Raw genomic sequence first — 24,966 nt, forward strand, 5'->3', positions numbered from 1 at the left:
CGAGGCTTGGCGGGTCCGGACCGGCGTCCTACTGCGCCGCCTTGGCTGCCCGGAATCCGGCTTCCAGGTCGGCCAGGATGTCATCAATGTGCTCGATCCCCACGGACAGGCGCACCAGTCCCGGCGTCACGCCCGCAACCGCCTGCTGCTCCGCTGAGAGCTGGCTGTGCGTGGTCGACGCCGGGTGGATGACCAGGGAGCGCACGTCACCGATGTTCGCCACGTGGCTGTGCAGCTCCAGGGCATCCACGAAGCGCTTCCCCGCTTCGGCCCCGCCGGCCAGGTTGAAGGCCACCACCGCGCCCGTACCCAAGGGCCCGTACTTGCGTCCGCGCTCGTACCAGGGGCTGGACGGGAGCCCGGCATAGGCGACCGATTCGACGTCGTCACGGGCCTCCAGCCACTGCGCCACGGCGACGGCGTTGGCAACGTGCCGCTCAACGCGCAGGCTGAGTGTCTCCAGGCCCTGCGCGATCAGGAAGGCGTTGAAGGGCGAGACTGCGGAGCCAAGGTCGCGGAGCAACTGGACCCGGGCCTTGAGGATGTACGAGAGGTTGGCGCCGAGGGCCCCGCCGGCGCCAAGGTCGCGGGCGTAGACCAGCCCGTTGTACGTGGGGTCCGGGGTGTTGAAGCCGGGGAACCGTTCCGGGTCCTTGCCGAAGTCGAAGTTGCCCGAGTCCACGATCACCCCGGCGATGGCCGAGCCGTGCCCGCCAAGGTATTTGGTGGCGGAGTGGACCACGATGTCGGCGCCCCACTCCAGCGGGCGGATCAGGTAGGGGGTGGAGAGCGTGTTGTCGACCACCAGGGGGACGCCGGCTTCGTGGGCAGTCCGGGACACTCCTTCAATATCGAGCACGTCCTGGCGCGGGTTGGATACCACCTCGGCGAAGAACAGCTTGGTGTTCGGCCGGACGGCGTCCCGCCAGTGTTCCAGGTTGTCCGGGTCCTCGACGAAGGTCACGGCGATGCCGAACTTTTTCAGCGTGTGTGCCAGCAGGTTGTACGTGCCGCCGTAGAGGCTGGGGCTGGCCACCACATGGTCCCCCGCCTCCGCGATGTTGAGGATGGCGAAGGTTTCGGCTGCCTGTCCCGAACTCAGGAGCAGTGCCGCGAGCCCGCCCTCGAGGCTGGCGATCCGCTGTTCAACGGCGTCCTGGGTGGGGTTTCCGATGCGGGTGTAGATCGGGGCCAGCTCTGCGAGCGCGAAGCGGTTGGCGGCGCTTTCGGCACTGGGGAAGACGAACGACGTCGTCTGGTAGATCGGGAGCGCACGCGCCCCTGTGGCGCTGTCCGGCTCCTGGCCGGCGTGGATCTGGCGGGTTTCAAAAGACCATCCGTTGGACATTCAAGGCTCCTTTGACGTGGGCCCGGGCATGCTGGGAGCACCACGGGCCGCGCTTGCCGTCCGGCCGTTGCCGGACAGCCAGGTCCTCACCCGGGGCACCCCACCGCGGAAGGAGGGTTGCCGGCCAGCGAGCCGGGGCTTGGCGCTGGCGCTCATGACCTGCGTTCAGTGTAGGAACCTGTCATCGGCGTGCAACAGCATTGTGACGAACATGGTCAGCGGCCGGCTTCAGGGGGCCGCGGAAAGGACGATGTCCACTCGTGACGCACCCCCAAAGTAGGTAAGGATACCCTTAGCTGAGAGGCGGATCACAAAGTGCCAAGATGAGGGCATGCGCATGGATCACGTCTCTTACGCCTGTGAACACGATGGCCTGGCTGCCACCACCGAACGTATTTCGTCCGCCCTCGGCGTCGAAGCCGTAAAGGGTGGAGTGCATCCCCGTTTCGGAACCCGGAACATGATCATCCCGCTCGCCGGGCACAAATATCTGGAAGTAGTCGAGGTGCTTGACCACCCGGCATCGGACAAGGCGCCGTTCGGACAGGCAGTCCGTGCCCGGTCCGCGGCCGGCGGCGGCTGGATGGGCTGGTGCGTCGAAGTGGACGACCTCGCCCCGTTCGAAGAACGCCTGGGCCGGTCCGCCGTCAACGGCAACCGCAAGTTCCCGGACGGCCGCGAACTGGTCTGGAAGCAGATCGGTATCCTGGGCCTGATCGCGGACCCGCAGGTGCCGTACATGCTCAAGTGGGAAGGCGATCCCGCCCTCCACCCGTCCAATGCCTACGAAAGCAACGTCAAGATGTCCTGCCTGACCATCGCCGGTTCGGCAGCACGGGTGACCGAGTGGCTGGGCGAACCGGTGGAGAAGCCGCTTGAGGACGTCGCCGTTGACTGGGTGGCTCCGCACGGAACCCCCGGCATCCTGTCCGTCACGTTCGAAACCGCTTCCGGAGCAGTCACCATCTGACCGCTTCGTCAATACTTCGGCCGCCATCAGCGGGTGCCAATGATGCCACCCACCGATGGCGGCCGAATCCCTTTAACCCGGGCCTGGCCTGCGTAACCCAGCCCTACCCCAGGCCGACTGCCTTGCCGAACAGGCTGAAGCCAACGAATGCCACGATGTCCAGCAGGGCGTGTGCAACCACCAGCGGCATCACGCGGCGCGTTTTTGTATACAGCCAGGCGAAGACCACCCCCATGATGGCATTGCCTATAAACGGGCCGAAGCCCTGGTAGAGGTGGTAGCTGCCGCGCAGCATGGAGCTGGCGAAGATCGCCAGCGGCATGCTCCAGCCGAACTTGCCGAAGCGGTCCAGGAGATACCCCACCACGATCACCTCCTCCACCACGGCGTGCCGCACGGCGGACAGGATGAGGACGGGGACGGTCCACCAGTACGAATCGAGTGCGCTGGGGATGATGGCGGTGGTGATTCCCAGCGCCCTGCCCGCAGCGTAGAGGCCCAGCGACGGAATGCCGATGAGCGCGGCGAGCCCCAGCCCCTGGAGCAGGTCGCGGCCCGGCCTGGCGAAGTCGAAGCCGAGCTTCCGGAACGCGGAGCTGCCCTGCGGCGCCCCTGGCGTGGACTGCCGGTGGTCGGTGAGGAAGTAGATGACCAGCAGAACCGGAACCAGCGCAAAGATGATGTCCAGCAACTGGTAGGTCAGGTCAAAGTATTCCCGGCTGCTCTGCGACCGGTTCAGCGTGGACGTGCCTTCGGCCAGCGGTGCACGGGTCATCTTGTCCAGCAGCTGCACCACTGAATAGACGGCGGACTGCCCCAGGGACAGGCCCAGGACAATCCATACTTCGAGCCGCAGCCGACGGCGGGAGGGAACCAGCATGTTCCCATCTTGCCTGCAGTTTCTGGTTCTTTCCTGATTTGGGCCGCCGGGCAGTGCATGGCCCAGGACTTATGCTTGGGCTTTATGAGCGCGCCAGGGAAAATCATCATGATCCGGCATGGCCAGTCCATGGCCAACGCGGACACGTCCATCTACAACCGCGTGCCCGACTACCGCATCCCGCTGACTCCGCTGGGCCTGGAGCAGGCCGCGGCGGCCGGCGAAAGGATCCGCCGGGAGCTGGACGGCCGCCAGGTCTGCGTCTACGTGTCGCCGTACCTGCGGGCGTACCAGACGCTGGAGGCGCTCAACCTTGGCAGCCTCACGGAACGGGTGATCGAGGAGCCCCGGCTCCGCGAACAGGACTGGGCGAACTTCCAGATCAGCGGGGAGATCGAGGACCAGAAGGAACTCCGTAACGCCTACGGCCACTTCTTCTACCGCTTCCGTGAGGGCGAGTCCGGCTCCGACGTCTACGACCGGATCTCCTCGTTTATGGAAACCCTCTACCGGCACTGGTCCAAGCCGGACTACGCGCCCAACACCCTGCTGGTGACCCACGGGCTGACGATGCGGCTGTTCTGCATGCGCTGGTTCCACTGGTCCGTGGAGTACTTCGAGTCCCTTAACAACCCGGACAACGCCGCCGTGCGGACCCTGGTACGAACCGACGCGGAAAAGTATGAGCTGGACATCCCGTTCAGCCAGTGGGTGGACCGCCGCGTGGACGAGACCGTCCTGGACGCCCCTCCCATGGTGTTCTAGCGATGCCTTAGTGCGGCGCCACAATCACTTCGGTGCCGTTGGCCTCGAACGCGGCCTTGTCCTCGGCTGAAATCCCGGCGTCCGTGATGAGGCGGGTGAAGTCGTACCCGTCCATGGTGGCGAAGGCCCGGATACCCACCTTGGACGAATCTGCCAGCACATAGGAGACGCGCGCCCGGCTGGCCAGCAGCGCGTTCACGGAAGCCTCGCCTTCCCCGGTATTGGTGGGACCAACCTCGGGGTCGATGCCGTTCACGCCGATGAACGCGATATCCAGGACCACCTTCTGCATGATGATGTCCGTGTACGGGCCGACGAGCTCGTAGGACCGGGGATTCAGGATGCCCCCGGTCACCATCACCTTGATGTTGGGCCGCACGGCCAGCTGCGAGGCGATGTTGATGGCGTTGGTGACCACTGTCAGGGTGGGCTGGTTCGCGGGGGCGTTGAGGTCTTCGCGGGTTGCCAGGATCTGGGCGAGGGCGGTGCTGGTGGTGCCGCCGCAGAGTCCGATCACGGCCCCGGGCCAGATCAGGGCCGAAGCTGCCTGGGCGATCTCTTCCTTGGCCTCGGCGTGGTCGTCGCGGTTGTAGCGCCCGGGCAGGTCGTAGGCGAGGGCGCCGGTGGTGGCCCCGCCCCGGGTGCGGGTCAGCAGCCGCCGCTTGGCCAGGCTGTCCAGGTCGCGGCGGGCAGTTGCGGGCGACACCGCAAGCTGGGAGACGATCTCCTCGACCTCCACCTGGCCGGTTTTGGCGAGGATGTCCAGGATGGCCGTCAGGCGGTCGGTACGGGTCATGGGGGCCTCTCAGCGATCAAACCGTCACCAGATAATGACGCTTAATGATCATATCAGACCAAATCGATCACTAAACGTCAAAAAATGAGTACCGAGGTCAGCGGGCCCGTGCACCCGCCCGCCACACAGCGTACGTGAGCGGCATGCCCGGGCGGTAGGCGAGATGGGTGGCTGATGGCGCGTTGAGCACGTGCACGTCGGCCCGGTGCCCGACGGCGAGCGAACCCACCGCCCGTTCGCCGTCGGCGTCGTTCCCGGTGTCCCGGTGCAGCGCCAGCGCGCCGCCGTACGTTGCGGCGCGGACCGCCTCGTGGACACTGAGCCGCATTTGGAGCACGGCCGTGGATACGCAGAAGGCCATGGAACTGGTGTAGGACGTGCCAGGGTTGCAGTTGGAGGCCAGGGCAAGCTGCACACCGGCATCCAGCAGCTCACGCCCCGGGGCCAGCGGCTGCCGGGTGGACAGATCGCAGGCCGGAAGGCAGGTGGCCACGGTTCCCCGCGCACCGGTTCCCGTTGCGGGATCCCAGCCGGACCAGCTTTGGGCCAACGAGGCCACGTCCTGGCCGGACAGGTAGTTGACGTGGTCCACGCTCGCCGCACCCAGGTCCACCGCCAGCTGCACGCCGGGGCCCTCGCCGAGCTGGTTGCCGTGGACACGGATGCCCAGGCCGGCGTCCCGGCAGGCCTGAAGCACACGGCGCGACTGCTCCGCGGTGAAGGCACCTTCCTCGCAGAACACGTCAGCCCAGCGGACATAAGGGCGGACCGCGTCCAGCATGGGCCCGCACACGAGGTCGGTGTAGGCATCGGCATCGGAGCCGGCAGGAACCAGGTGGGCGCCGAGGTAGGTGACTTCGTCGGCCACCGTGGAGGCGATCCGGGCGCTTCGGGCCTCGTGCTCGGTGTCCAGCCCGTAGCCCGTCTTGGTTTCGAGGTACGTCGTGCCCTGCGATACGGCCTCGGAGACCCGCGCCATGGCCAGCCTGGTGAGGTCGAAGTCGGACGTGCGCCGGGTGGCGTCCACTGTCACGGCGATTCCTCCGGCCGCGTACGATTCCCCCGCCATCCGGGCTTCGAACTCGGCGGTGCGGTCCCCCGCGAAGATCAGGTGCGAATGGGAATCAACCCAGCCGGGGAGTACCGCCCGGCCGCCGGCGTCCACGGCGTCGTCGGCCGCGGGCGCTGATGCGGCGGGGCCGAGCCAGGCGATGCGTTCCCCCTCGATCACCATGGCCGCGTTTTTCAGGACCCGGTGTTCCAGGTCCTGGGTCATCAGCTCGGCGATATTGGTGATCAGTGTGCTCATGAGACCATTCTTCAGCGCCGGATGGACCAGCGCGTGGCGGCCAGCGCCTCCGCTGTCCGGAATGCCGGACTGTCCGTGCTCCCGCCGTGTCCGGCACCCTGCCCTGCAAGGATCTGGGCGGCTGCCAGTTCGGCCATGGCCGCCGAGGTCTGGAACCCGTAACCGCCCTGCCCGGCGAGCCAGTAGAACCCGGGTGCCTCGGCGTCGAATCCGGCCACCGGGACGCCGTCGGCAGCTTCGGTCCGAAGCCCGGTCCAGGCACTGCGGATTCCGCGGATCCCCAGGGTGGTCACCTGGTTGAGCTTGGTGATCAGGCGCTCGACGTCGCCGGGCCGCGGCCTGGCGTCCTCCGGCCCGCTGGGGACCGTTTCCGACGGCGAGATCAGCACGTCGGTGCCCTCGCGGCGGAAGTAGAACGTGTTGTCCGCTGCCGCCACCATGGGACTGCGCTCGGGCAGCGGATGCTCGACGTCGACAATCGCCGCGGTGCGCCGGTAGGGCTGCAGTCCGAGCTTTTCCACGCCGCTGATGACGGCGAGCTCGTCTGCCCACGCGCCTGCGGCGTTGACCAGGACCCCGGCTTGGAAGGCCTCCTGCCCGGCGCCGATTTCCCAGCCCGAGCCGAGCCGCTGGGCGGAGTGCACCCGGGCACCGGTGATGATGTCGGTACCGGCGGCTTCCGCCCGCTGCCGGTGGTCGGCCAGCAGCAGCGGGGCGTCGCAGCCGAAGGATCCGGTGTCCAGGCCGGCCGCGGAAAACGAGTCCGGCACCAGCGCCGGACACAGCTCCAGCGCTTCAGCCACGGAAATGGCGCGCATGTGCCCGCTGGCCTCGGCGCGGACGGACTCTTCCGTGCCGATGAGCATAAAGCTGCGCGGCGACAGGACCGGCCGGGGCAGTTCCGCGTCCCGCCCGGCTATCAGTTCCAGCGTCCGGACCGTCAGATCCTGCACGACGGCGGGACCGTAGCTGGGGATCAGCTGCCGGGCGGAGCGGGAGGACGTGTGGTACGCCAGCTCCTGCTCCGCCTCCACCAGCGCCACGCTGCAGCTGCCGGCGAGCGCGGAGGCCAGGGACAGTCCGGCAATGCCGCCGCCGACAATCAGGACATCGTAATGAGCTGCCATGGCTCCATCCTTGCAGAGTTGGCGTACTGCCGCGCCGGTCCTGGCCGGCGGGGTTCAGCCTGCTACCGCGGCACGGCTGGCGACGAATGCTCCCACGCACGCTTCGACGTCGTCCGCTGAGTGTGAGGCGGAAAGCTGCACCCGGATCCGGGCGGCACCGCGCGGCACCACCGGGAAGCTGAACGCCGTGACGAAGACGCCGTGCTGGAGCATCTGGTCAGCGACCTTGGCAGCCATCACGGCGTCCCCGAACATCACGGGCACAATCGCGTGTTCGCCGTCCAGGAGTTCGAAGCCTTCCTCGGTCATCCGGCGGCGGAACAGGCTGGCGTTCTCGAACAGCCGGGTCCGCAGGTCACCGGAATTCTCCACCAGGTCAAGCGCCTTGATGGTGGCCGCGACAATCGCGGGGGCCAGGGAGTTCGAGAACAGGTACGGGCGCGCTTTCTGGCGGAGCATGGCCACCACTTCGCTGCGGCCGGACACGTAGCCGCCGGACGCCCCGCCCAAAGCCTTGCCGAACGTGCCGGTGTAGATGTCCACGCGGGAGGACACTCCCGCGTGCTCGGGGGTGCCGGCCCCGGTGGCACCCATGAACCCGACGGCGTGGGAATCGTCCACCATCACCAGGGCGTCGTGCTTCTCGGCGAGGTCGCAGATGGCCTCCAGCGGCGCGAGGTAGCCGTCCATGGAGAACACGCCGTCGGTGACGATGATCTTGCGGCGGGCATCCTTGGCTTCGAGGAGTTTTGCCTCGAGGTCCGCCATGTCCTGGTTGGCGTAGCGGAAGCGCTGGGCCTTGCAGAGCCGGATTCCGTCGATGATGGAGGCATGGTTGAGGGCATCGGAGATGATGGCATCCTCCGGCCCGAAGAGGGATTCGAAGACCCCGCCGTTGGCGTCAAAGCAGCTGGAGAACAGGATGGTGTCCTCGGTCCCGAGGAACCTGGACACCCGGGCTTCCAGCTCCAGGTGCAGGTCCTGGGTGCCGCAGATGAAGCGGACGCTGGCCATGCCGAAGCCGCGGCTGTCCATGGCTTCCTTGGCTGCGGCGATGATGTCCGGGTGGTCGGCCAGGCCCAGGTAATTGTTCGCGCAGAAGTTCAGGACGGTGGAGCCTGGCTGGCCGATCTGCCCGGCGGTGACGTGGCTGGACTGCGGGGAGTTGATGCTCCGTTCGGTCTTGAAGAGCCCGGCGGTGCGGATGTCGTCCAGCTCGTTCTGCAGCTGGTCCTTGATGGAGGTGTACATGGTGCTCCTTAGAGTTCGGTCCAGTCGAGGACAACTTTTCCGCCGGCGCCGGCGCGGGCAATGTCAAAGCCTTTTTCCCAGTCCCGGGCGGGAAGCCTGTCCGTGACCACGGCCGAGATGCCGGCGTGCAGCACCGGGTTGGAGGACAGCATGGCGCTCATGGCGTACCAGGTTTCGTACATTTCCCGGCCGTAGATGCCCTTCAGGGTCAGCATGTGCGTGACCACCTTGCCCCAGTCGATGGTGATGTCCTGGCTGGGCAGGCCGAGCATGGCAATGCGGCCGCCGTGGTTCATATTCTCGATCATCTCAGGCAGCGCCGTGGGGTGGCCCGACATTTCCATGCCGATGTCAAAGCCCTCCCGCATGCCCAGTTCACGCTGGGCATCCCTGACCCGGGTGGTGGACACGTCGATGGCCAGGTCCACGCCCAGCCGGCGTGCCAGGTCAAGCCGCGGCGTGGAGACGTCGGTGATGGCGATCTTCCGCGCACCGGCATGGCGGGCCACGGCGATGGCCATCAGTCCGATGGGGCCGGCCCCCGTGATCAGGACGTCCTCGCCCACCAGCGGAAAACTCAGCGCCGTGTGGACGGCGTTGCCGAACGGATCGAAGATGGCGCCAAGTTCCGGGGTGATGGAGGGATCGTGGTGGACCCAGACGTTGGTTTCTGGGATGACCACGTACTCGGCGAAGGCGCCGTCGCGCTGCACGCCAACGCTCACGGTGTGGATGCACATGTGCCGGCGGCCGGCGCGGCAGTTCCGGCAGATCCCGCAGACCACGTGGCCTTCGCCGGATACCCGGTCCCCCACCTTGACGTCCCGGACGTCCCCGCCGGTTTCCACCACTTCGCCAAAGAATTCGTGGCCGGCGATCAGCGGCGCCGCGATGATCCCCTGCGCCCAGGAGTCCCACGACTGGATGTGCAGGTCGGTTCCGCAGATGCCGGTGGTGAGGACGCGGATTTTGACATCGTTGGGGCCAGTTTCCGGCTCGGGGCGGTCAACCAGTTCGAACCCGGCGTGTGCGCCGGACTTGTAGAGCGCCTTCATTGGCTTCCTCACTTCAGGGCGGCCGCCTCGCGTGCTGCGGGCGGAGATCTTCCTTCATTAGAGCCACTTCAAAGCATTAGCACAAGCAGTATTTTCTCAATCGACGATGAAGCATTTACTTAGGCATAGACTGGGCGGATGGAAATTCACCAGCTGGAAATCCTCCGCGAGCTCGGGGCCCTGGGCAGCGTCAAAGCTGTGGCCGAGACGCTGATGGTCACGCCCTCCGCCGTGTCCCAACAGCTGTCCCTGCTGCAGCGCAACGTCGAGGTTCCGCTGACGCGGAAGGAGGGCCGGAACCTGGTGCTCACCGAAGCCGGCCAGGTCCTCGCCGACGCCGGTGCCGCCGTCGTCAGCGCCATGGCCGATGCCCGGACGGCGATCGGCGCCTATCACGGGTCTCCTATGGCGCCGGTAACGCTCAGCGGGTTCCACAGCGTGGGCCAGGCGCTGTTCGCGCCGCTCGCGCGGATGCTGGACGAGCCTGGCCAGCCGAAGATCCAGCTCTCCGACGAGGACGTGGCGCAGCACGACTTTCCCGCCCTGACGGCCCGGTACGACCTCGTGCTGGCGCACCGCATGGACCACAGTCCGCGGTGGCCGGCGGAGCGGGTGGCCGTGATCCCGCTGGCGCACGAACCGCTGGACGTTGCCCTCCCGGCGGACCACCGCCTGGCCGGCCAGGACACGGTGACCGCGGCCGACGTCGTGGGTGAAGCCTGGGTGACCAGCCACACCGGCTACTCCCCCGCGGACGTCCTGTCCGCCGTCGCGGCCGTCTCCAGCAAGGAACTGAACATCGTCCACCGGATCAACGACTACTCCACTGTGGCCGCGCTGGTGGCGGCGGGCGGCGTGGTGGGCCTGCTGCCGCGGCACACGGCGCGGCCGGTCCTGAATCCAGGCATTGTGCTGCGGCCGCTCGAGGGCATCAGTACCAGGCGGCGCATCGATATCCTGGCCCGCCCGGAGAACCTGAAGCGCCGCTCGGTGATGATTGTGTGCGAGGCGCTGCAGGCGATCATGACCGGGCTCGTGGACCAGGGCCCATAGCGCTACCTGGTTGAGAAGGGCGATCGAACGGCGCAGGTTCAGCCGTCAGTTCCACGGTCCTTTGGCTTGCCCAGCCCGTGACCGTGGCCCTTCCCGAGCCCTTTGCCCATGCCTTTACCGAGGCCCAGTCCCGGCCCCGTTCCCAAGCCCTCGACGATCCTTTTCGCCGTGACCGAGTCCCCGTTCCTGACGCCGGAAACCCTGACCGACTCACCCGTGGCGATCTCCCCGATGGCGACCTCCGCAGGCTTCAGCCGCTTGCCGTCGTCGCCTTTAGCCGGTGAACCGTCCGCGGCCGGGGCCGGGAACTTGATGATCCTGGTGTCCGCGTTGACGGCATAGCTCTGCGTGAAGCCGTCCTCGCTCTTTACCGTGACCGAGGATTCGCTGACCGATTCCACGGCGCCCTGCTGGTTCAGGACCGTTTCGAACGTGCCGTCCGCCTTTTTCACCACGCTTTCGCTGTGCAGGTGCTGCGGGCGCTGGGCCTTGTCGGGTTTTCCGGGGGCGGAGTCCGAGGGGGACGGCGACGGCGAGTCCGTGGCGGACCAGGCGATCGCGACGCCCGTGCCGGTCAGGGCCAGCGCCACCACACCGGCGAGCAGTGCTTTGCGGATTCTCAACGGTTCCTGGACCGACATGGCCATTCCTCCCACAGCACGGGCAGGGCTCCGGTGCCCTGGATCTTCAGTGTAGAACCGGGAACCGCCGCTGAATACGGGTAGTTTGCGGCCTGCGGAATGTGAGTACTACTTAAACCCGAACCGGGTCGCAGCAGATGCCTTTATGAGCGTTCATAACGACATCTGCTGCGACCCGGTTGGGTTAAAACAGGCGGTTTAGCCTTCGACGCCGAGCTTCTGCAGGATCAGTTCCTTGACGCGTCCGGCATCGGCCTGGCCGCGGGTGGCCTTCATGACGCCGCCCACGATCGCGCCGATGGCCTGCAGTTTGCCGGCGCGGATCTTGTCCGCGACGTCGGGCTGCGCGGCGAGTGCGGCGTCGATGGCCTCCAGGAGGGGGCCGTCGTCGGAGACAACGGCCAGGCCGCGCTTCTCGACGATTTCCGCCGGGGTGCCTTCGCCGGCGAGGACGCCGTCCAGGACCGCGGTGGCCATCTTGTTGTTGATCTTGCCGTCTTCGACCAGTTTGTTCAGCTCAACAATGGTGGCGGGCTGGACGCCCAGCTGGCCGGGATCGACGTCGGCGTTCTTTGCGCGGCCCACGATCTCGCCCATCCACCACTTGCGGGCTACCGTGGCGGTGGCTCCGGCGGCGATGGTTTCCTCGATCTCGTCCATGACGCCGGCGTTGACCACGTCGCGGAATTCCAGGTCCGAGTAGCCCCAGTCGGCCTGCAGGCGCTTGCGGCGCTCGGCCGGCGGCTCCGGCAGGGTGGCGCGCAGTTCCTCCACCCATTCGCGGGAAGCGACGATCGGCACCAGGTCCGGTTCCGGGAAGTAGCGGTAGTCGTCGGCGTCGGACTTGGCCCGGCCCGACGTCGTCGAGCGGGTGTCCTCGTGCCAGTGGCGCGTTTCCTGGATGACCGGCTCGCCGGAGTCCAGGACGGCGGCGTGGCGCTGGATCTCGTAGCGGACGGCATGTTCGACGGCGCGCAGCGAGTTCACGTTCTTCGTTTCCGACCGGATGCCGAAGCGTTCGCGGCCGTGCGGGCGCAGCGACACGTTGGCGTCGCAGCGGACGTTGCCGCGCTCCATCTTCGCGTCCGAGACGCCGAGGTTCTTGACGATCTCACGGACAGCGGCCACGTAGGCCTTGGCCAGCTCGGGAGCACGGCTGCCGGCGCCCTGGATCGGCTTGGTGACGATCTCCACCAGCGGAACGCCGGAACGGTTGTAGTCAACCAGCGAGTAGTCGGCACCCTGGATGCGGCCTGCGGCGCCGCCCATGTGGGTCAGCTTCCCGGCGTCCTCTTCCATGTGGGCGCGCTCGATTTCAACGCGGAAGACGGTGCCGTCCGACAGTTCGATGTCCAGGTAGCCGTCGTACGCGATGGGTTCGTCGTACTGGGAGGTCTGGAAGTTCTTCGGGGTGTCCGGGTAGAAGTAGTTCTTCCGGGCGAAGCGGCAGGTCTCGGCGATCTTGCAGTTCAGTGCGAGGCCGATCTTGATGGAGGACTCGATCGCTGTCCGGTTCACCACCGGCAGCACGCCCGGCATGCCAAGGTCCACCTCGTTGACGTTCGTGTTCGGCTCGTCGCCGAAGACGTTCGGGGCCGAGGAGAACATCTTGGTCTTGGTGTTGAGTTCCACGTGGACCTCAAACCCCAGGACGGGATCGTACTTCTCCATGGCCTCTTCGAAGCTCAGGGTTGCGTCAACGCTCATTATTTTGCCTCCTGGGTTTCGAGGGTCTCGACAGGCCCGGCCACCGAGGTGGCCAGGGCCGGGGCCTGGGCCAGGAGCGGTCCGCCCCATTGGGCCTCAAGCAGGGATTCAAGGACAGCACCCACCCGGTACAGGCGTGCGTCCTGGCGGGCCGGAGCCAGCAGCTGAATGCCGACGGGCAGCCCGTCCTCGTCCGCCAGGCCGCCCGGCAGGGACAGGCCCGGAACGCCGGCCATGTTGGCCGGAATGGTGGCGACGTCGTTCAGGTACATGGCCAGGGGGTCGTTCAGCTTCTCGCCCAGCTTGAAGGCCGTGGTGGGGGCCGTCGGGGAAATCAGCACGTCGGCCTGTGCGAACGCTGCCTCGAAGTCACGCTGGATCAGCGTGCGGACCTTCTGGGCCGAGCCGTAATAGGCGTCGTAGTAGCCGGCGGACAGGGCGTAGGTGCCCAGGATGATGCGGCGCTTGACCTCGTCGCCGAAGCCTGCGGCGCGGGTGGCACCCATCACGCGTTCGATGGTGAGCGGCGCATCCTTCGGCAGGACGCGCAGGCCGTACCGGACGCCGTCGAACTTGGCCAGGTTGGAGGAGGCCTCCGAGGGCATGATCAGGTAGTAGGCGCCGAGCGCGTACTTGAAGTTGGGGCACGACACTTCAACGATTTCCGCGCCGGCCTGCTTGAGCAGCTCCAGCGATTCGTTGAAACGGTTCTCGACGCCGGCCTGGTAGCCCTCGCCGTGGAGTTCCTTGATGATGCCGATCTTCATCCCGTCCACGTTTCCCAGCCGTGCGGCGGCGACGAGGTCCTCGAGGGGGTCCGGCAGGGACGTGGAGTCATAGGGGTCGTGGCCGCCGATGACCTGGTGCAGGAGCGCCGAGTCCAGCACGGTCCGGGAGACAGGCCCGATCTGGTCCAGCGAGGAGGCCATCGCGATGGCCCCGTAGCGGGAGACACTGCCGTAGGTGGGCTTGACGCCCACTGTGCCGGTGACGGCGCCCGGCTGGCGGATGGATCCGCCGGTGTCCGTGCCCAGGGCAAGGGGTGCTTCAAAGGCGGCGACGGCGGCAGCCGAACCTCCGCCGGAGCCGCCCGGGATCCGGTCCAGGTCCCACGGGTTGCGCGTGGGACCGTACGCAGAGTGCTCCGTGGAGGAGCCCATGGCGAACTCGTCCAGGTTGGTTTTGCCCAGGATGGGCATCTTGGCGTCGCGCAGCCGCTTGACCACTGTGGCGTCGTAGGGGCTGTGCCAGCCTTCGAGAATCCTGGAGCCGGCCGTGGTGGGCTGGCCGACCGTGACGATGAGGTCCTTGACGGCGATGGGCACACCGGCGAGCTCATGGAGCTCTGCGGCGGCAGCGCCGCCGGCGGCGCGGATGGCATCAACGTCGGCGGCGACGGCGAGCGCTTCCTCGGTATTGACGTGCAGGAAGGCGTGGACGCCGCGGGGGCCGCCGTCAACTGCTGCGATGCGGTCCAGGTAGGCCTGGGTGACCTCGACGGAGGTGACTTCGCCGGCAGCGAGCTTCTGGGCCAGCTGGGCCGCGGAGAGGCGGATGAGTTCGTTGGTGTCAGTCATGTGTCAGTCCTCATCCAGGATGGCCGGAACTTTGAAGCGGCCTTCGTATGCGTCGGGGGCGCCGCTCAGGGACTGCTCCGCCGTGAAGGTATGGCCCACAACGTCCTCGCGGAACACGTTCGTCAGCGGGATCGGGTGGGAGGTTGCCGGGACGTCGTCGCCGGCAGCTTCACTCACGGATTTCACTGAATCAACGATGACGGCGAGTTCGCCGGCCATCCTGTCCAGCTCGTCAGCACTCATTTCGATGTGAGCGAGCCGCGCGAGGTGCGCGACGTCGTCACGGTTGATCGCAGCCATGGATCTCCCCTGCAAGTTCGGATTGTTTTCCGAACCAGTCTAGTGGGGAAACGTCGGTGCCCGTCTGACGACCCCCAGCGGGCGTCAGACGGGCACGTCGGTGCCGTGGTCCCGGCCACGAGGGCCAGCCACAGGCAGGACAAGACTAACCGATTCCGATGGCTCCAGTCAGCATTCCCACACCAAGCATTACGAGGGAGATGACGGCTGTGCGCCAGAGCACCTTCTTGTGGTGGTCGCCAAGGTCCACCTTGGCCAGCGAGACCAGGAGCAGGATGGCCGGAACCAGCGGGCTCTGCAGGTGGAACGGCTGGCCGGTGATCGAGGCGCGGGCCATTTCGGCGGCGCTGACACCGTAGTGGGCTGCGGTTTCGCTCAGCACGGGAAGGACTCCGAAGTAGAAGGCGTCGTTGCTCATGAAGAACGTCATCGGGATGCTGAGCACGCCGGTGATCACCGCCATGAAGGGGCCCATGTCGGAAGGGATGATCTGGACCAGCCAGGCGGACATCGCTTCCACCATGCCGGTGCCCTTGAGGACACCTGTCAGGACTGCCGCTGCCATGACCATGCTGACCACTGCCACGATGGACGGTGCGTGGGCGATCAGCTGCGCGCCCTGCTCCTTGACCTTCGGGAAGTTCACCACGAGGGCGATGGCCGAGCCGACCATAAAGACGAACGGCAGCGGCACGAGGTCAGCCACCAGCATCACCATGACGGCCACGGTCAGGCCCAGGTTGAACCAGAACAGCTTGGGCCGCAGCGTGGAGCGGTTGGGGTCAAGGGCCGTGTCGGCCATGGCGGTGTCGTGGTCGTCCACGAGGGTTTCGGTGCGCTCGAGGACGGCAACGCCGGACCCTGCGGGGGAACCGTCGACGGCGGGGCTTCCGGTTCCGGGGGTACGTGAGCCCGTGCGTCCGGTTCCGGCGGAGGAAGCGGCGGTGCCGCCGTCGAACTCTTCAGCAGTATCCGGTACGCCCCAGATTTCCGGTGCGGTGGCGCGGAGGCGGTTCCGTTCCTGCAGGCCCAGCAGCCAGGAGAAGGCGAAGACCACAACGAGGCCGGCGATGAGGGACGGGATCATGGGGACAAAGACGTCGTTGACGTCCAGTTTGAGGGCGGTGGCAGCGCGGGCGGTGGGGCCGCCCCAGGGCAGGATGTTCATGGTGCCGTTGGCCAGGCCGGCCACGCAGGTCAGGACCACGGGGCTCATCTTCAGGCGCAGGTAGACCGGCAGCATGGCCGCGGTGGTGAGGATGAAGGTGGTGGAACCGTCGCCGTCCAGGGAAACGGCGGCGGCCAGGATCGCGGTGCCGAGGACTACCTTGGCGGGGTCGTTGCCGAGCTTGCGGAGGATGAACTTCACCAGCGGGTCGAACAGCCCGACGTCGATCATCAGGCCGAAGTAGATGATGGCGAACATCAGCAGGGCTGCGGTGGACGTCATGGACTTCATCGAGTCCAGGACCATGTCGCCGATGCCAAGTCCGGCGCCTGCAAAAAGGCCAAAAACGGTGGGGACGATGATCAGCGCCAGTACTGGCGTCAACTTCTTCGTCATGATCAGCACCATGAATACCGCGATCATTGCGAATCCAAGTAATACCAGCACGGCCGGCTCCTTCGTGTGAACGGCGACACAACGGTGTGACGCGTGCTACAGACGTTATAGTGGCGGCCGTCACCGCTGTGCCTTTGCCTCAATTGATTGGCATACTGCTTATTGCGAGCATTTTGCGCATTGTGCTCACGGCCTTCCGCCGGCCGGCCACACCGCGAATCAAGGAGGATCATGCAGCGTTCCGCGTCCCGGCCGCCGTTGCGGTTCTCCACCCAGACGCTGCTCCTGCAGCTGGGGGTGGTTCTTCTTGTGGTTCTGCTCAGCGCGGCGGTCCATGCCTGGCTGACCTATGACAGGATCGGCCGGGAGGCCGAGAACCAGGCCCTGACGCTGGCGCGGACTGTGGCCTCGGACCCGTCCGTCCGCGCCGAGGTGCTGGCGATCAGCCAGCAGGCCGGCACTCCCCCGCCCGGAGAACTCGCCGCCGGTCCCCTGATGGCCGCCGCCGAAGCCGCACGGACAAGGACCGGGGCACTTTTTGTGGTGATCACCGACGAAACCGGCCTGCGGCTCGCCCACCCGGACCCGGCCCGCCTGGGCGAAAAAGTCAGCACGGATCCCACCGAAGCGCTGGCCGGCGAGGAGGTAACCACCCGCAACACGGGCACGCTCGGCCCGTCGGCCGGGGCCAAGGTTCCGGTGTACGCGCCCGGCACGGACACCGTGGTGGGCGAGGTCAGTGTGGGCTACTCCATGGAAACGGTGGGCCAGAGCGTGCAACGGGACATCGGGCCTGTTGCGGTCACGGCTGCCGGGGCCCTGCTGGCGGGCGTCCTGGCGTCCTTCCTCCTGCGGCGCAGGCTGCAGCGGCTGACGCTGGGGCTGGAACCGGAGGAGATCAGCACCCTGGTCCACGACCAGGTGGCGGTGCTGCAGGGCGTGGACGACGGCGTGATCGGCGTGTCCGCGGACGGCAGGATCAGCGTGTTCAACGCCGCGGCGCAGCGGCTCCTGGGGCAGCCCGACCTGGCCGGGTCGCTGTGGGCGGACGCTCCGGTGCCTGGCCAGCTGAAGGCGTTGACGCTGCCGGACGCTGAGGAGGCGGACGCCATTGAGCTGGTGGCGGGCGGGCGTGTGCTGGTGGCCAGTGCCCGGAAGGCCCTGCACCGGCGCGAGGACCTGGGCTGGGTGGTGATGCTGCGGGACCGCACCGAGCTGCAGCAGCTCACCCGGCAGCTGGATGCCGTGGGCACCATGTCCACGGCGCTGCGGGCGCAGCGCCACGAGTTTGCCAACCAGCTGCACACGATCGCGGGTTTTATGAGCATCGGCCAGCACCAGCAGGCCCGGGAGTACCTGGCGCGGCTGGCTGCGACGGGCCCGCTGAAGTTCCCGGTGGACCAGGCCGAGCTGCTCCAGGATCCCTACCTTCAGGCGTTTGTCGGAGCCAAGGGGGTGGAGGCCGACGAACGCGGCGTGACGCTCCGGATCGGGCCGGAAACCCTGGTCCGGGGCCAGGTCATTGAGCCCCAGGACGTCACCACCGTGCTCGGCAACCTGATCGACAACGCCGTGAACGCCGCCGTCGCCGGCACGTCGACGGACCGCTGGGTGGAACTGGAGGTCCTGGATGAACCGGGCGATGACGGCGGCACCCTGCACATCGTCGTCGCTGACTCCGGCGACGGGCTGGGCAGCGGGACGGACCCCGAAGCGGTGTTCGCGGAAGGATTTACGACGGCGGCCGGGGCGTCCGTGCCGGCGCGGGCCGGCGGCCAGGGGCTGGGGCTCGCCCTGGCACGTCAGCTTGCCCGGCGCCGCGGCGGGGACGTCAAGGTACTGGAGCCGGGGTCCGCCGGCGGACCGGGCGCCGTTTTTATGGCGTCCCTCCCGCGGACCACGGCGGGGATTAATGATTTAGCTGGAAGGGACAACGATGCCTGAGGATTTCAGGGTGCTGATTGTGGACGACGACTTCCACGTCGCCAAGCTCCACGCCGCGTACGTGGATTCGGTGGCGGGGTTCCTGGCGCTGTCGCCGGTGGGTACGGCGTCGCTGGCGCTGCAGGCGATCCACAGCCTGCGCCCGGACCTGGTGCTGCTCGATGTCTACCTGCCGGACGGGTCCGGGCTGGACCTGCTGCAGCAGCTGGACGTGGACACCATGATCCTCAGCGCCGCGTCGGACGCCACGTCCCTCCGGGTGGCGTTCCGGCGGGGAGCCCTGGGGTATCTGCTCAAGCCCTTTACGTCGGAATCGCTGTCCCAGCAGCTCCGGTCCTACGCCCGGTACCGGCGCATCCTGGGCCAGGCGGGCGCGCTGGACCAGGACGGGGTGGAACGCGCGAAGCGGGCGCTCATTCCCGGCGACGTGGCGCCGTCGGCCAGGCCCCGGTCCGCCACGGAAGCCGCAGTCCTGGAATCGCTGGTGCCGGGTGAGCAGTATTCCGCCGCCGAAGTCGCCACCCGGGTGGGCGTATCCCGCGCCACCGCGCAGCGGTACCTGTCCGCACTGGCCGACGACGGCGCCGTCGACATCCAGCTGCGCTACGGGACCACGGGCCGCCCGGAACACCGCTACGGCCTCCCGACGTCCTGACCGTCCGCCCCCCGCCCCCACCCCTTAAGCGCGAACGTATACTTGGGGCCCTAATAACCCGCAGGTTAAGGGCCCCAAGTGTACGTTCGCGCGGGAAAGGGGAGAGACGCTGGACGCTGGGTGGGCTTTAGCTGGCGCTCTTCTGGGCTACGAGTTCAATCTCGACGAGCATCTTCGGGTCCAGGAACGGCAGGACGTGCACCAGGGAGAGGGTGGGGCGGATCTCGCCGAATACTTCGCCGTGCGCACGGCCGGCTTCTTCCCACTTGCTGATGTCCGTCACGTAGAGCTTGGACTGCACAACGTCGGCGAAGCTGAAGCCGGCGTCGGCCAGGACGGTGCCGAGCTTCTGCAGGATGAACTGGGTCTGGGTGTAGAAGTCCTCGCCCACAATGCCGTCTTCGCCGCTGGCGGCCGTGGCGGAAATGTAGAGCGTGTTGTCCACCTGGACGGCGCGGGAGTAGCCGAGGGTCTGTTCCCAGACGGAGCCGGTGCCGAATGTTTTGCGCATGGTGGGCCTTTCAGTCCTGAAATGAGTCGGCACCACTCTAGGGCGGCTAAACGTCCAGCCGGTAAACCAGCAGCTTTATGTCGGTCCCGGGGACGAACCAGTCACGATCCGGGACGCGCTGGAATCCGGTCTTCCGGTAGAGCCCATGGGCGCTCTCCCAGGTCCGTCCGGTGGTGAGCGCCACCGCATTGATGCCGGCCAGGGACCGGGCGTGGCCGATGATCGCTTCCACCATGGCCTTGCCGGCACCGCTGCGCTGCACTGCCGGGTCCACCACGAGCATCCGGAATTCCAGTTCGTCGGCCAGGGCGATGTCGGCATACGGCTCGCCGGCGACCGCCAGGGTCACCGAGCCAACCACCTGTCCGTCGCGCTCGGCCACCCAGATGGTGGCCTTCGCCGCCCGCTCGGCGACTTCCTGCACCTGCCGCATGTACGGGTGGTCCGGGCTGTCGAAGTAGCCCGCGGCGAGGTAGGAGTCCCTGGTGATACGGGCAATGGCGTCAAAATCGGCCTCGACGGCGGGACGGATGGTTATCTGCGGCTGCACCTGACAATGCTAGTGGCGGCCACCCGCGCCGGTGCGTGAAAGCGTGCTTTCCGTGATTGACCTATCACTCCGTCATAACGCGGCGGTCAGGTCACAGCGGGAACTTGCCCGACAGCTCCAGGCTCGCGGCACAGGTCCAGGCCGCCAGCCGGTCGCTGTCCTTGGGCCCTCCCCGCAGCGGGCTGGTCAGCCGCGGCCGCCGGACCCAGCAGCCCGCCTCCTCGGCGATCAGCGCACCGGCGGAGAAATCGTGTTCGTTGAGGCCGCGTTCGCCGAAGGCGTCATGGGTGCCGTCGGCAACCATGCACAGGTCCAGGGCGGCGGAACCCAGGCGGCGGACGTCCGCGAAGCCGTCCATGAGTCCGCCCAGGGCAGCGGCCTGCTGCGCGCGGACGGCGGGATCATAGCTGAATCCGGTGGCGAGGATCTGGCCCTTTCGCCCGGCCACCGGGCCTTCCAGCCGGGTCACACGGCCCCGCGCCTCAAGCCACGCGCCGTTCCCGCGGGAGGCGTAGTAGACACGGTCCAGTGCCGGTGCGTGCACGACGCCGGCCAGCCAGACGCCGTCGGGATCGGCCACCGCCACCGAGGTGGCGTAGTAGACGATGTTCCGGATGAAGTTGGTGGTTCCGTCCAGCGGGTCGATGGACCAGCGGTAGCCGCTGGGCGCATCCGGGCGGGTGGTCCCGTGTTCCTCGCCCGTGATGGTGTCCTGTGGCCGCGCGGCCGTGATGGCGCGGCGGACCGCGTCCTCGGCCGCGACATCGTAGGCGGTGACCCAGTCCCCGGCGTCGCCCTTGTTGCTGACGCCGAGTGCATCCCCGTTCCGTGACGCCAGGACGGCGGCCCCTGCGGCCGCAGCCTGCCGGGCCACCGCCAGCAGCTCGGCGGGGTCCGGACGGCTCATTCGGACGCCTCGCCAGGTTCGCCGGCCTCTGTTTCGGCAACGGGGGCAGCGGCCGGTCCGTTGGCCAGGAGCTCACGGAACCCGTCCTCATCAAGCACGGGAACCCCGAGCTGCTCCGCCTTGTCCAGCTTGGTGCCCGCATTTTCGCCGGCCACCACATAGCTGGTGTTCTTGGAGACGGAACCGGCAGCCTTCCCGCCCCGGAGAAGGATGGCTTCCTTGGCCTCGTCCCGGCTGAAGTTCGGCAACGACCCGGTGACCACCACCGTCAGGCCTTCCAGCGTGCGCGGCATGGATTCGTCCCGTTCGTCCTCCATCCGGACCCCTGCGGCAGCCCAGCGGTCGATGATTTCGACGTGCCAGTCTTCGGCAAACCATTCCTTGAGGGCTGCGGCGATCGTGGGGCCGACGCCGTCCACGTGCGCGAGTTCCTCTTCGGAGGCCTGCCGGATGGCGTCCATGGTGCCGAAGGCCTGTGCCAGAGCCCGGGAGGCCCGCGGGCCCACGTGCCGGATGGAGAGCGCCACCAGCAGCCGCCACAGCGGCTGGGACTTGGCCTTCTCCAGTTCCCGGAAGAGCTTGTCGGTGGTGGCGGTGGGCTTTGAGGGCGTCTTGGCTGTGCCTTTGCTCCAGAAGTACGGCACCAGTTCAAACTCGCCGGTGGCCACGCCCCTGGAGCGCTTTTCACGCCTGATCCGGACATCCGCCAGGGACTCCGGGGTGAGGTCGAAGAGGGCCGCTTCGGTAGTCAGCGGAGCGACATCGGGCTCGGCGGGCTGGGTGAGGGCGATGGCGGCTTCCCAACCGAGCGCCTCGATGTCGAACCCGCCCCGGCCGGCCAGATGGAAGACACGTTCCCGGAGCTGGGCCGGGCAGGATCTGGCGTTGGGGCAGCGGATGTCCACGTCCCCTTCCTTTCCGGGGGCGAGCGGGGTTCCGCAGGAGGGGCATTCGGTGGGCATCACGAAGTCGCGGACCGGCGGATCCTGCTGGTCCCGGAGGGCAAGCACGGGGCCGACGATTTCCGGAATGACGTCGCCGGCCTTCCTCAAGATGACAATGTCACCGATTTTGACGCCCTTCGCCTTCACAACGTCCTGGTTGTGGAGGGTGGCCATCCCCACGGTGGAGCCGGCCACCTTGACCGGCTCCATCACGCCGAACGGTGTGACGCGCCCGGTCCGGCCGACATTGACGGCGATGTCCAGGAGCTTCGTGTGCACTTCCTCCGGCGGGTACTTGTACGCCACCGCCCAGCGCGGCACGCGCGAGGTGAATCCCAGCGCCCGCTGGGTGGCGAAGTCGTCCACTTTGACCACGATGCCGTCAATTTCGTGGAGGAGCTTGTGCCGTTGGTCACCGTACTTCCTGATGAAGCCGAGGACATCCGCCAGGCTGCCCAGGACCTCGAAGTACGGGCTGACGGGCAAGCCCCATTTTTCCAGCAGCGCATACGTTTCCGACTGGCTGAGCGCGTCGAGGCCCTCGCGCGCACCGATGCCGTGGACGAACATCCGCAGCGGACGCTTGGCGGTTTCGGCGGGGTCCTTTTGGCGGAGCGAGCCGGCAGCGGCGTTCCGTGGATTGGCCAGCGGTGCCTTGCCCGCTTCGATCAGGGCTTCGTTGAATTCCGCAAAAGCCTTGGACGGGATGAAAACTTCACCACGGACCTCCATTTCGGCAGGGAAGCCGTCTCCGCTGAGTTCCTGCGGGATCTCCTTGATGGTCAGCACGTTGTGCGTGATGTCCTCCCCCGTGAAACCATCACCGCGGGTGGCCGCGCGCACGAGTTTGCCGTCGCGGTACAGCAGGTTGACGGCCAGGCCGTCGATCTTCAGTTCGGTCAGCCAGGCAGGCCCGGCCGTGCCGTTGCCGATTTTCGCAACGGAGGCTTCGGCCTTGGCGAGCCAGGCTTCCAGCTCCTCCAGGGAGAAGACGTCCTCGAGGCTGTACATGCGCTGCAGGTGTTCGACGGCGGCAAACGCGGCGGAGACCTCGCCGCCGACCTCCTGCGTGGGGGAATCGTTGGCCACCAGTTCCGGGTGCAGGGCCTCAATTTCCTCCAGCCGGCGGAACAGGTCATCAAATTCGGCGTCCGAGACCAGGGGCGCGTCTTCCTGGTAGTAGGCAAACCTGTACTTCCTGACAAGGTCAGCCAGGTTCTCGTACTCCTCCCGCATGGACTCGGAGGGGACGACTTCCGGATTGGTCGATCCGGGCTCGGTCCTGGTGGTTGTCTGTCCTGCGGGGCCGGGTGCTGTGCTCACAGACCTATCTTGCCTCATGCCGGGGACATTGCGGCGGCGACCCTGTGGCGAACGCCAGCGGGCCCGGACACTGTGTTGTGTCCGGGCCCGTCGGTAATGCTGCTGTGGCTAGAGTGAAGCGTCCGACTGCTCCTGGGCGTTCCGCGTGGCCTTCTGGCTGGCTTCCTTCAGGGATTCAGCGACCCGGGTCAGCTGCGTCATGTGCTCACCGCTCCACTGCTGCTTGAAGGCGTCCGCGTCCGGGCCCAACCACTGCGTGGAATTCAGCAGGTTGTTCAGGTTGTTCTTCTGCTGCTCGATCTCGTTCGCACCATGCTGCAGCTTGGTGCCAAGAGTCCTGAGCTGTTCTACATCTGCGCCCCACAAAGCCATGAGTATTCTCCTTAGTCTTGGATCCGATCCAGATCGGCATCCCCAGCGGCCCCCGGCTGATCCGGAAGATCCATTACCTAGAACCTATCCCGGCCCCAAAACACTGTCGATGGGGACCGCTGCCCATGCACCACTCCCCATGGGCGGGCCAACGGCGGCGCGGAATCAGTGGGCCGAGATGCGGTTCCGGCTCCACCAGGCGAAGGAGATTCCGCCTATGCCCACAAGCAGGACACCGGCCACGATGGGAAGGAGCCCTTCGCCGGGGCCCGTGCCGTCGTTGCCGGAGATGGCCGCCGCCTGGGTGGGCCTGGCAGATTTCGTGATGGGCTTGTTCCAGTTGGATTCGGTCGACGGGCCGGCCGTCGACGGCGTCGGGCTGGGCGGCGCTGTAGTGGCCTCTGCCGTTGTTGTCTCCTCGACGGTTGCGCTGGGTTCGGGCGCCAGGGTGGGCTCCGGTTCCGGGGCAGACCGCGCCTTTTTGGCGGGCGGCGCAGGGGCAGGGTCGGCCGGCTGGGCCGGGACCGAGGGCTCCTGCGGGGTCTTGGGATCCGGTTTTCCCTGGTCTTCTCCGGGCCCGGTCGTAGGCTGCGCACATGACGTACAAGCGGTCGGCGTTGGATCGGCCGTCGGCGATTCGGCGTGCGCGGCCCCCACTGCGCCAAGGCCGACCGCCAGCGCCACGCCAACAGCAACAACGGTCGCTGGGACGGCGCGAAGCAGTGGGGAGGACGTGATCATCGTTACCTTTTCGACAGCGCGCGGCACCCCCTCCGCGGCAACTAGTGTTCCCGGTAGTCTGCTACAACACGCGGGCGGCCCGCAAATCCCCGGGATTCATGGCCTCCGTCGTATAAGCCCGCGTTAGCGCCTGTTTTCGGGCGGCAGTGCGCGGCCAAACTGCAACTCTAGTAGTGGGTGGAGACCCTGTTCCGGCCCCACCAGGCGAAGGCCAGGCCGCCGAGCCCCATCAGCAGCACCCCTGCCACAATGGTCACCAAGCCGGGGTCCCCGACGCCGGGGCCGTCGCCCGTGGAGACCGCGGCGGCCTGCGTTGGTTTGGCGGACCTGGTGTTCGGCTTGTTCCAGTTCGATTCTGTGGAGGGGGACGCAGCGGCGGCCGGGGCACTGGTGGTCGCCTCAGCCGGGGGCGTCCCTTCGACGGCGGTTTCGCCCGGCCCCGGGGCCAGGGTGGGAACCGGCGCAGGGGCGGGTTCCGCGGGCGGCTGCGGGGCGGGAGGTGCGGGTGCCGGCGGGGCGGAGGGTTCCTGCGAGGTCGGTTTCGGACGCGGAGTGCGTGGATTCTCCGGGTCCGGTCCGAACGGACCCGAAAGGCAGATCAGCCCGCAGGTGGGAGTTGGCTCGGACGTTTCAGCGTTAGCAGGCGCCACTGCGCAGAGGCCTACCGAAAACGCTA

Annotated in this window: 24 protein-coding genes and 1 riboswitch; of the genes, 5 read left to right on the forward strand and 19 right to left on the reverse strand. The window is 67.3% G+C overall.

Going from position 1 to position 24,966, the window contains the following annotated elements; genetic code table 11:
* Positions 1-28: 28 nt before the first annotated feature.
* A complete protein-coding gene (locus J2X42_RS15025) occupies positions 29-1,348 on the reverse strand; it encodes a bifunctional o-acetylhomoserine/o-acetylserine sulfhydrylase (protein ID WP_310166451.1) in 1,320 nt (439 codons plus the stop codon).
* Positions 1,349-1,392: 44 nt separating this feature from the next.
* Positions 1,393-1,508: riboswitch (SAM riboswitch) on the reverse strand.
* A 171-nt stretch (positions 1,509-1,679) separates the two neighbouring features.
* Here J2X42_RS15025 and J2X42_RS15030 point away from each other — a divergent pair.
* The gene (locus J2X42_RS15030; RefSeq protein ID WP_310166452.1) at positions 1,680-2,318 is read left to right on the forward strand and encodes a VOC family protein; all 639 of its coding nucleotides are present in this window, start codon (positions 1,680-1,682) and stop codon (positions 2,316-2,318) included.
* Between the two features lie 103 nt (positions 2,319-2,421).
* Here the strand turns inward: J2X42_RS15030 and J2X42_RS15035 are convergent, their stop codons facing one another.
* Positions 2,422-3,198: a type II CAAX endopeptidase family protein gene (locus J2X42_RS15035; protein WP_310166454.1), complete on the reverse strand. Its 777-nt coding sequence runs from the start codon at positions 3,196-3,198 to the stop codon at positions 2,422-2,424.
* 84 nt (positions 3,199-3,282) lie between these two features.
* On the opposite strand from J2X42_RS15035, the gene J2X42_RS15040 reads away from it, so the two are divergent.
* Positions 3,283-3,963, forward strand: coding sequence for a histidine phosphatase family protein (locus J2X42_RS15040; protein WP_310166456.1), 681 nt, complete (start codon positions 3,283-3,285; stop codon positions 3,961-3,963).
* A 7-nt stretch (positions 3,964-3,970) separates the two neighbouring features.
* Here the strand turns inward: J2X42_RS15040 and J2X42_RS15045 are convergent, their stop codons facing one another.
* The 5 genes from J2X42_RS15045 to tdh all read right to left on the reverse strand — a co-directional run bounded on the left by J2X42_RS15045 (position 3,971) and on the right by tdh (position 9,501).
* On the reverse strand, positions 3,971-4,759 hold the full coding sequence (locus J2X42_RS15045) for a DeoR/GlpR family DNA-binding transcription regulator (RefSeq protein WP_131132552.1): 789 nt from the start codon (positions 4,757-4,759) through the stop codon (positions 3,971-3,973).
* Between the two features lie 97 nt (positions 4,760-4,856).
* Positions 4,857-6,068 (reverse strand): imidazolonepropionase, encoded by a 1,212-nt coding sequence (gene hutI / locus J2X42_RS15050; protein WP_310166458.1) that lies wholly within the window; start codon positions 6,066-6,068, stop codon positions 4,857-4,859.
* 11 nt (positions 6,069-6,079) lie between these two features.
* The gene (locus J2X42_RS15055; protein WP_310166460.1) at positions 6,080-7,195 is read right to left on the reverse strand and encodes an FAD-dependent oxidoreductase; all 1,116 of its coding nucleotides are present in this window, start codon (positions 7,193-7,195) and stop codon (positions 6,080-6,082) included.
* A gap of 54 nt (positions 7,196-7,249) precedes the next feature.
* Complete coding sequence (locus J2X42_RS15060; RefSeq protein ID WP_310166461.1) at positions 7,250-8,446, reverse strand: glycine C-acetyltransferase; 1,197 nt, start codon at positions 8,444-8,446, stop codon at positions 7,250-7,252.
* 8 nt (positions 8,447-8,454) lie between these two features.
* Positions 8,455-9,501 carry an L-threonine 3-dehydrogenase gene (gene tdh, locus J2X42_RS15065; RefSeq protein WP_310166463.1) on the reverse strand — a complete coding sequence of 349 codons (1,047 nt, stop codon included), beginning with the start codon at positions 9,499-9,501 and terminating at the stop codon, positions 8,455-8,457.
* A 138-nt stretch (positions 9,502-9,639) separates the two neighbouring features.
* On the opposite strand from tdh, the gene J2X42_RS15070 reads away from it, so the two are divergent.
* Positions 9,640-10,554: a LysR family transcriptional regulator gene (locus tag J2X42_RS15070; RefSeq protein WP_310166465.1), complete on the forward strand. Its 915-nt coding sequence runs from the start codon at positions 9,640-9,642 to the stop codon at positions 10,552-10,554.
* Between the two features lie 38 nt (positions 10,555-10,592).
* On the opposite strand, the gene J2X42_RS15075 is transcribed toward J2X42_RS15070, so the two are convergent.
* The 5 genes from J2X42_RS15075 to J2X42_RS15095 all read right to left on the reverse strand — a co-directional run bounded on the left by J2X42_RS15075 (position 10,593) and on the right by J2X42_RS15095 (position 16,394).
* Positions 10,593-11,195, reverse strand: a complete 603-nt coding sequence (locus J2X42_RS15075; RefSeq protein ID WP_310166467.1) for a hypothetical protein — start codon at positions 11,193-11,195, stop codon at positions 10,593-10,595.
* Between the two features lie 198 nt (positions 11,196-11,393).
* Positions 11,394-12,902 (reverse strand): Asp-tRNA(Asn)/Glu-tRNA(Gln) amidotransferase subunit GatB, encoded by a 1,509-nt coding sequence (gene gatB / locus J2X42_RS15080; RefSeq protein WP_310166469.1) that lies wholly within the window; start codon positions 12,900-12,902, stop codon positions 11,394-11,396.
* A complete protein-coding gene (gene gatA / locus J2X42_RS15085) occupies positions 12,902-14,479 on the reverse strand; it encodes an Asp-tRNA(Asn)/Glu-tRNA(Gln) amidotransferase subunit GatA (protein ID WP_310166471.1) in 1,578 nt (525 codons plus the stop codon). Before gatA ends, gatB begins: the two co-directional genes overlap by 1 nt.
* Positions 14,480-14,482: 3 nt before the next feature.
* A complete protein-coding gene (gene gatC, locus J2X42_RS15090) occupies positions 14,483-14,779 on the reverse strand; it encodes an Asp-tRNA(Asn)/Glu-tRNA(Gln) amidotransferase subunit GatC (RefSeq protein ID WP_131132561.1) in 297 nt (98 codons plus the stop codon).
* Between the two features lie 145 nt (positions 14,780-14,924).
* A complete protein-coding gene (locus J2X42_RS15095) occupies positions 14,925-16,394 on the reverse strand; it encodes a CitMHS family transporter (protein WP_310166473.1) in 1,470 nt (489 codons plus the stop codon).
* A 180-nt stretch (positions 16,395-16,574) separates the two neighbouring features.
* Between J2X42_RS15095 and J2X42_RS15100 the strand changes: the two genes are divergently transcribed.
* The gene (locus J2X42_RS15100; protein ID WP_310166476.1) at positions 16,575-18,287 is read left to right on the forward strand and encodes an ATP-binding protein; all 1,713 of its coding nucleotides are present in this window, start codon (positions 16,575-16,577) and stop codon (positions 18,285-18,287) included.
* The gene (locus tag J2X42_RS15105) at positions 18,280-18,942 is read left to right on the forward strand and encodes a response regulator (RefSeq protein WP_310166478.1); all 663 of its coding nucleotides are present in this window, start codon (positions 18,280-18,282) and stop codon (positions 18,940-18,942) included. Before J2X42_RS15100 ends, J2X42_RS15105 begins: the two co-directional genes overlap by 8 nt.
* Before the next feature lie 127 nt (positions 18,943-19,069).
* Here the strand turns inward: J2X42_RS15105 and J2X42_RS15110 are convergent, their stop codons facing one another.
* The 7 genes from J2X42_RS15110 to J2X42_RS15140 all read right to left on the reverse strand — a co-directional run bounded on the left by J2X42_RS15110 (position 19,070) and on the right by J2X42_RS15140 (position 24,940).
* Entirely contained in the window at positions 19,070-19,453 is a 384-nt protein-coding gene (locus tag J2X42_RS15110; protein ID WP_310166480.1) for a RidA family protein, read from the reverse strand.
* 46 nt (positions 19,454-19,499) lie between these two features.
* The gene (locus tag J2X42_RS15115; protein ID WP_310166482.1) at positions 19,500-20,003 is read right to left on the reverse strand and encodes a GNAT family N-acetyltransferase; all 504 of its coding nucleotides are present in this window, start codon (positions 20,001-20,003) and stop codon (positions 19,500-19,502) included.
* A gap of 91 nt (positions 20,004-20,094) precedes the next feature.
* Entirely contained in the window at positions 20,095-20,910 is an 816-nt protein-coding gene (locus tag J2X42_RS15120) for an inositol monophosphatase family protein (RefSeq protein WP_310166484.1), read from the reverse strand.
* Positions 20,907-23,177 carry an NAD-dependent DNA ligase LigA gene (ligA, locus tag J2X42_RS15125; RefSeq protein ID WP_396134085.1) on the reverse strand — a complete coding sequence of 757 codons (2,271 nt, stop codon included), beginning with the start codon at positions 23,175-23,177 and terminating at the stop codon, positions 20,907-20,909. Before ligA ends, J2X42_RS15120 begins: the two co-directional genes overlap by 4 nt.
* 108 nt (positions 23,178-23,285) lie before the next feature.
* The gene (locus J2X42_RS15130; protein ID WP_310166486.1) at positions 23,286-23,549 is read right to left on the reverse strand and encodes a WXG100 family type VII secretion target; all 264 of its coding nucleotides are present in this window, start codon (positions 23,547-23,549) and stop codon (positions 23,286-23,288) included.
* Positions 23,550-23,714: 165 nt separating this feature from the next.
* Positions 23,715-24,290, reverse strand: a complete 576-nt coding sequence (locus J2X42_RS15135) for a hypothetical protein (RefSeq protein ID WP_310166488.1) — start codon at positions 24,288-24,290, stop codon at positions 23,715-23,717.
* Between the two features lie 167 nt (positions 24,291-24,457).
* On the reverse strand, positions 24,458-24,940 hold the full coding sequence (locus J2X42_RS15140; protein ID WP_310166490.1) for a hypothetical protein: 483 nt from the start codon (positions 24,938-24,940) through the stop codon (positions 24,458-24,460).
* Positions 24,941-24,966 lie beyond the last annotated feature (26 nt).

It is taken from the genome of Arthrobacter sp. BE255 (genome assembly GCF_031457335.1).
Lineage (GTDB): Bacteria > Actinomycetota > Actinomycetes > Actinomycetales > Micrococcaceae > Arthrobacter.

Bases quoted from the DNA above. Each gene is read 5' to 3' on its own strand.
- J2X42_RS15025 (WP_310166451.1), bottom strand. From the start codon at position 1,348: ATGTCCAACGGATGGTCTTTTGAAACCCGCCAGATCCACGCCGGCCAG.
- J2X42_RS15030 (WP_310166452.1), top strand. From the start codon at position 1,680: ATGCGCATGGATCACGTCTCTTACGCCTGTGAACACGATGGCCTGGCT.
- J2X42_RS15035 (WP_310166454.1), bottom strand. From the start codon at position 3,198: ATGCTGGTTCCCTCCCGCCGTCGGCTGCGGCTCGAAGTATGGATTGTC.
- J2X42_RS15040 (WP_310166456.1), top strand. From the start codon at position 3,283: ATGAGCGCGCCAGGGAAAATCATCATGATCCGGCATGGCCAGTCCATG.
- J2X42_RS15045 (WP_131132552.1), bottom strand. From the start codon at position 4,759: ATGACCCGTACCGACCGCCTGACGGCCATCCTGGACATCCTCGCCAAA.
- hutI (WP_310166458.1), bottom strand. From the start codon at position 6,068: ATGAGCACACTGATCACCAATATCGCCGAGCTGATGACCCAGGACCTG.
- J2X42_RS15055 (WP_310166460.1), bottom strand. From the start codon at position 7,195: ATGGCAGCTCATTACGATGTCCTGATTGTCGGCGGCGGCATTGCCGGA.
- J2X42_RS15060 (WP_310166461.1), bottom strand. From the start codon at position 8,446: ATGTACACCTCCATCAAGGACCAGCTGCAGAACGAGCTGGACGACATC.
- tdh (WP_310166463.1), bottom strand. From the start codon at position 9,501: ATGAAGGCGCTCTACAAGTCCGGCGCACACGCCGGGTTCGAACTGGTT.
- J2X42_RS15070 (WP_310166465.1), top strand. From the start codon at position 9,640: ATGGAAATTCACCAGCTGGAAATCCTCCGCGAGCTCGGGGCCCTGGGC.
- J2X42_RS15075 (WP_310166467.1), bottom strand. From the start codon at position 11,195: ATGTCGGTCCAGGAACCGTTGAGAATCCGCAAAGCACTGCTCGCCGGT.
- gatB (WP_310166469.1), bottom strand. From the start codon at position 12,902: ATGAGCGTTGACGCAACCCTGAGCTTCGAAGAGGCCATGGAGAAGTAC.
- gatA (WP_310166471.1), bottom strand. From the start codon at position 14,479: ATGACTGACACCAACGAACTCATCCGCCTCTCCGCGGCCCAGCTGGCC.
- gatC (WP_131132561.1), bottom strand. From the start codon at position 14,779: ATGGCTGCGATCAACCGTGACGACGTCGCGCACCTCGCGCGGCTCGCT.
- J2X42_RS15100 (WP_310166476.1), top strand. From the start codon at position 16,575: ATGCAGCGTTCCGCGTCCCGGCCGCCGTTGCGGTTCTCCACCCAGACG.
- J2X42_RS15105 (WP_310166478.1), top strand. From the start codon at position 18,280: ATGCCTGAGGATTTCAGGGTGCTGATTGTGGACGACGACTTCCACGTC.
- J2X42_RS15110 (WP_310166480.1), bottom strand. From the start codon at position 19,453: ATGCGCAAAACATTCGGCACCGGCTCCGTCTGGGAACAGACCCTCGGC.
- J2X42_RS15120 (WP_310166484.1), bottom strand. From the start codon at position 20,910: ATGAGCCGTCCGGACCCCGCCGAGCTGCTGGCGGTGGCCCGGCAGGCT.
- J2X42_RS15130 (WP_310166486.1), bottom strand. From the start codon at position 23,549: ATGGCTTTGTGGGGCGCAGATGTAGAACAGCTCAGGACTCTTGGCACC.
- J2X42_RS15135 (WP_310166488.1), bottom strand. From the start codon at position 24,290: ATGATCACGTCCTCCCCACTGCTTCGCGCCGTCCCAGCGACCGTTGTT.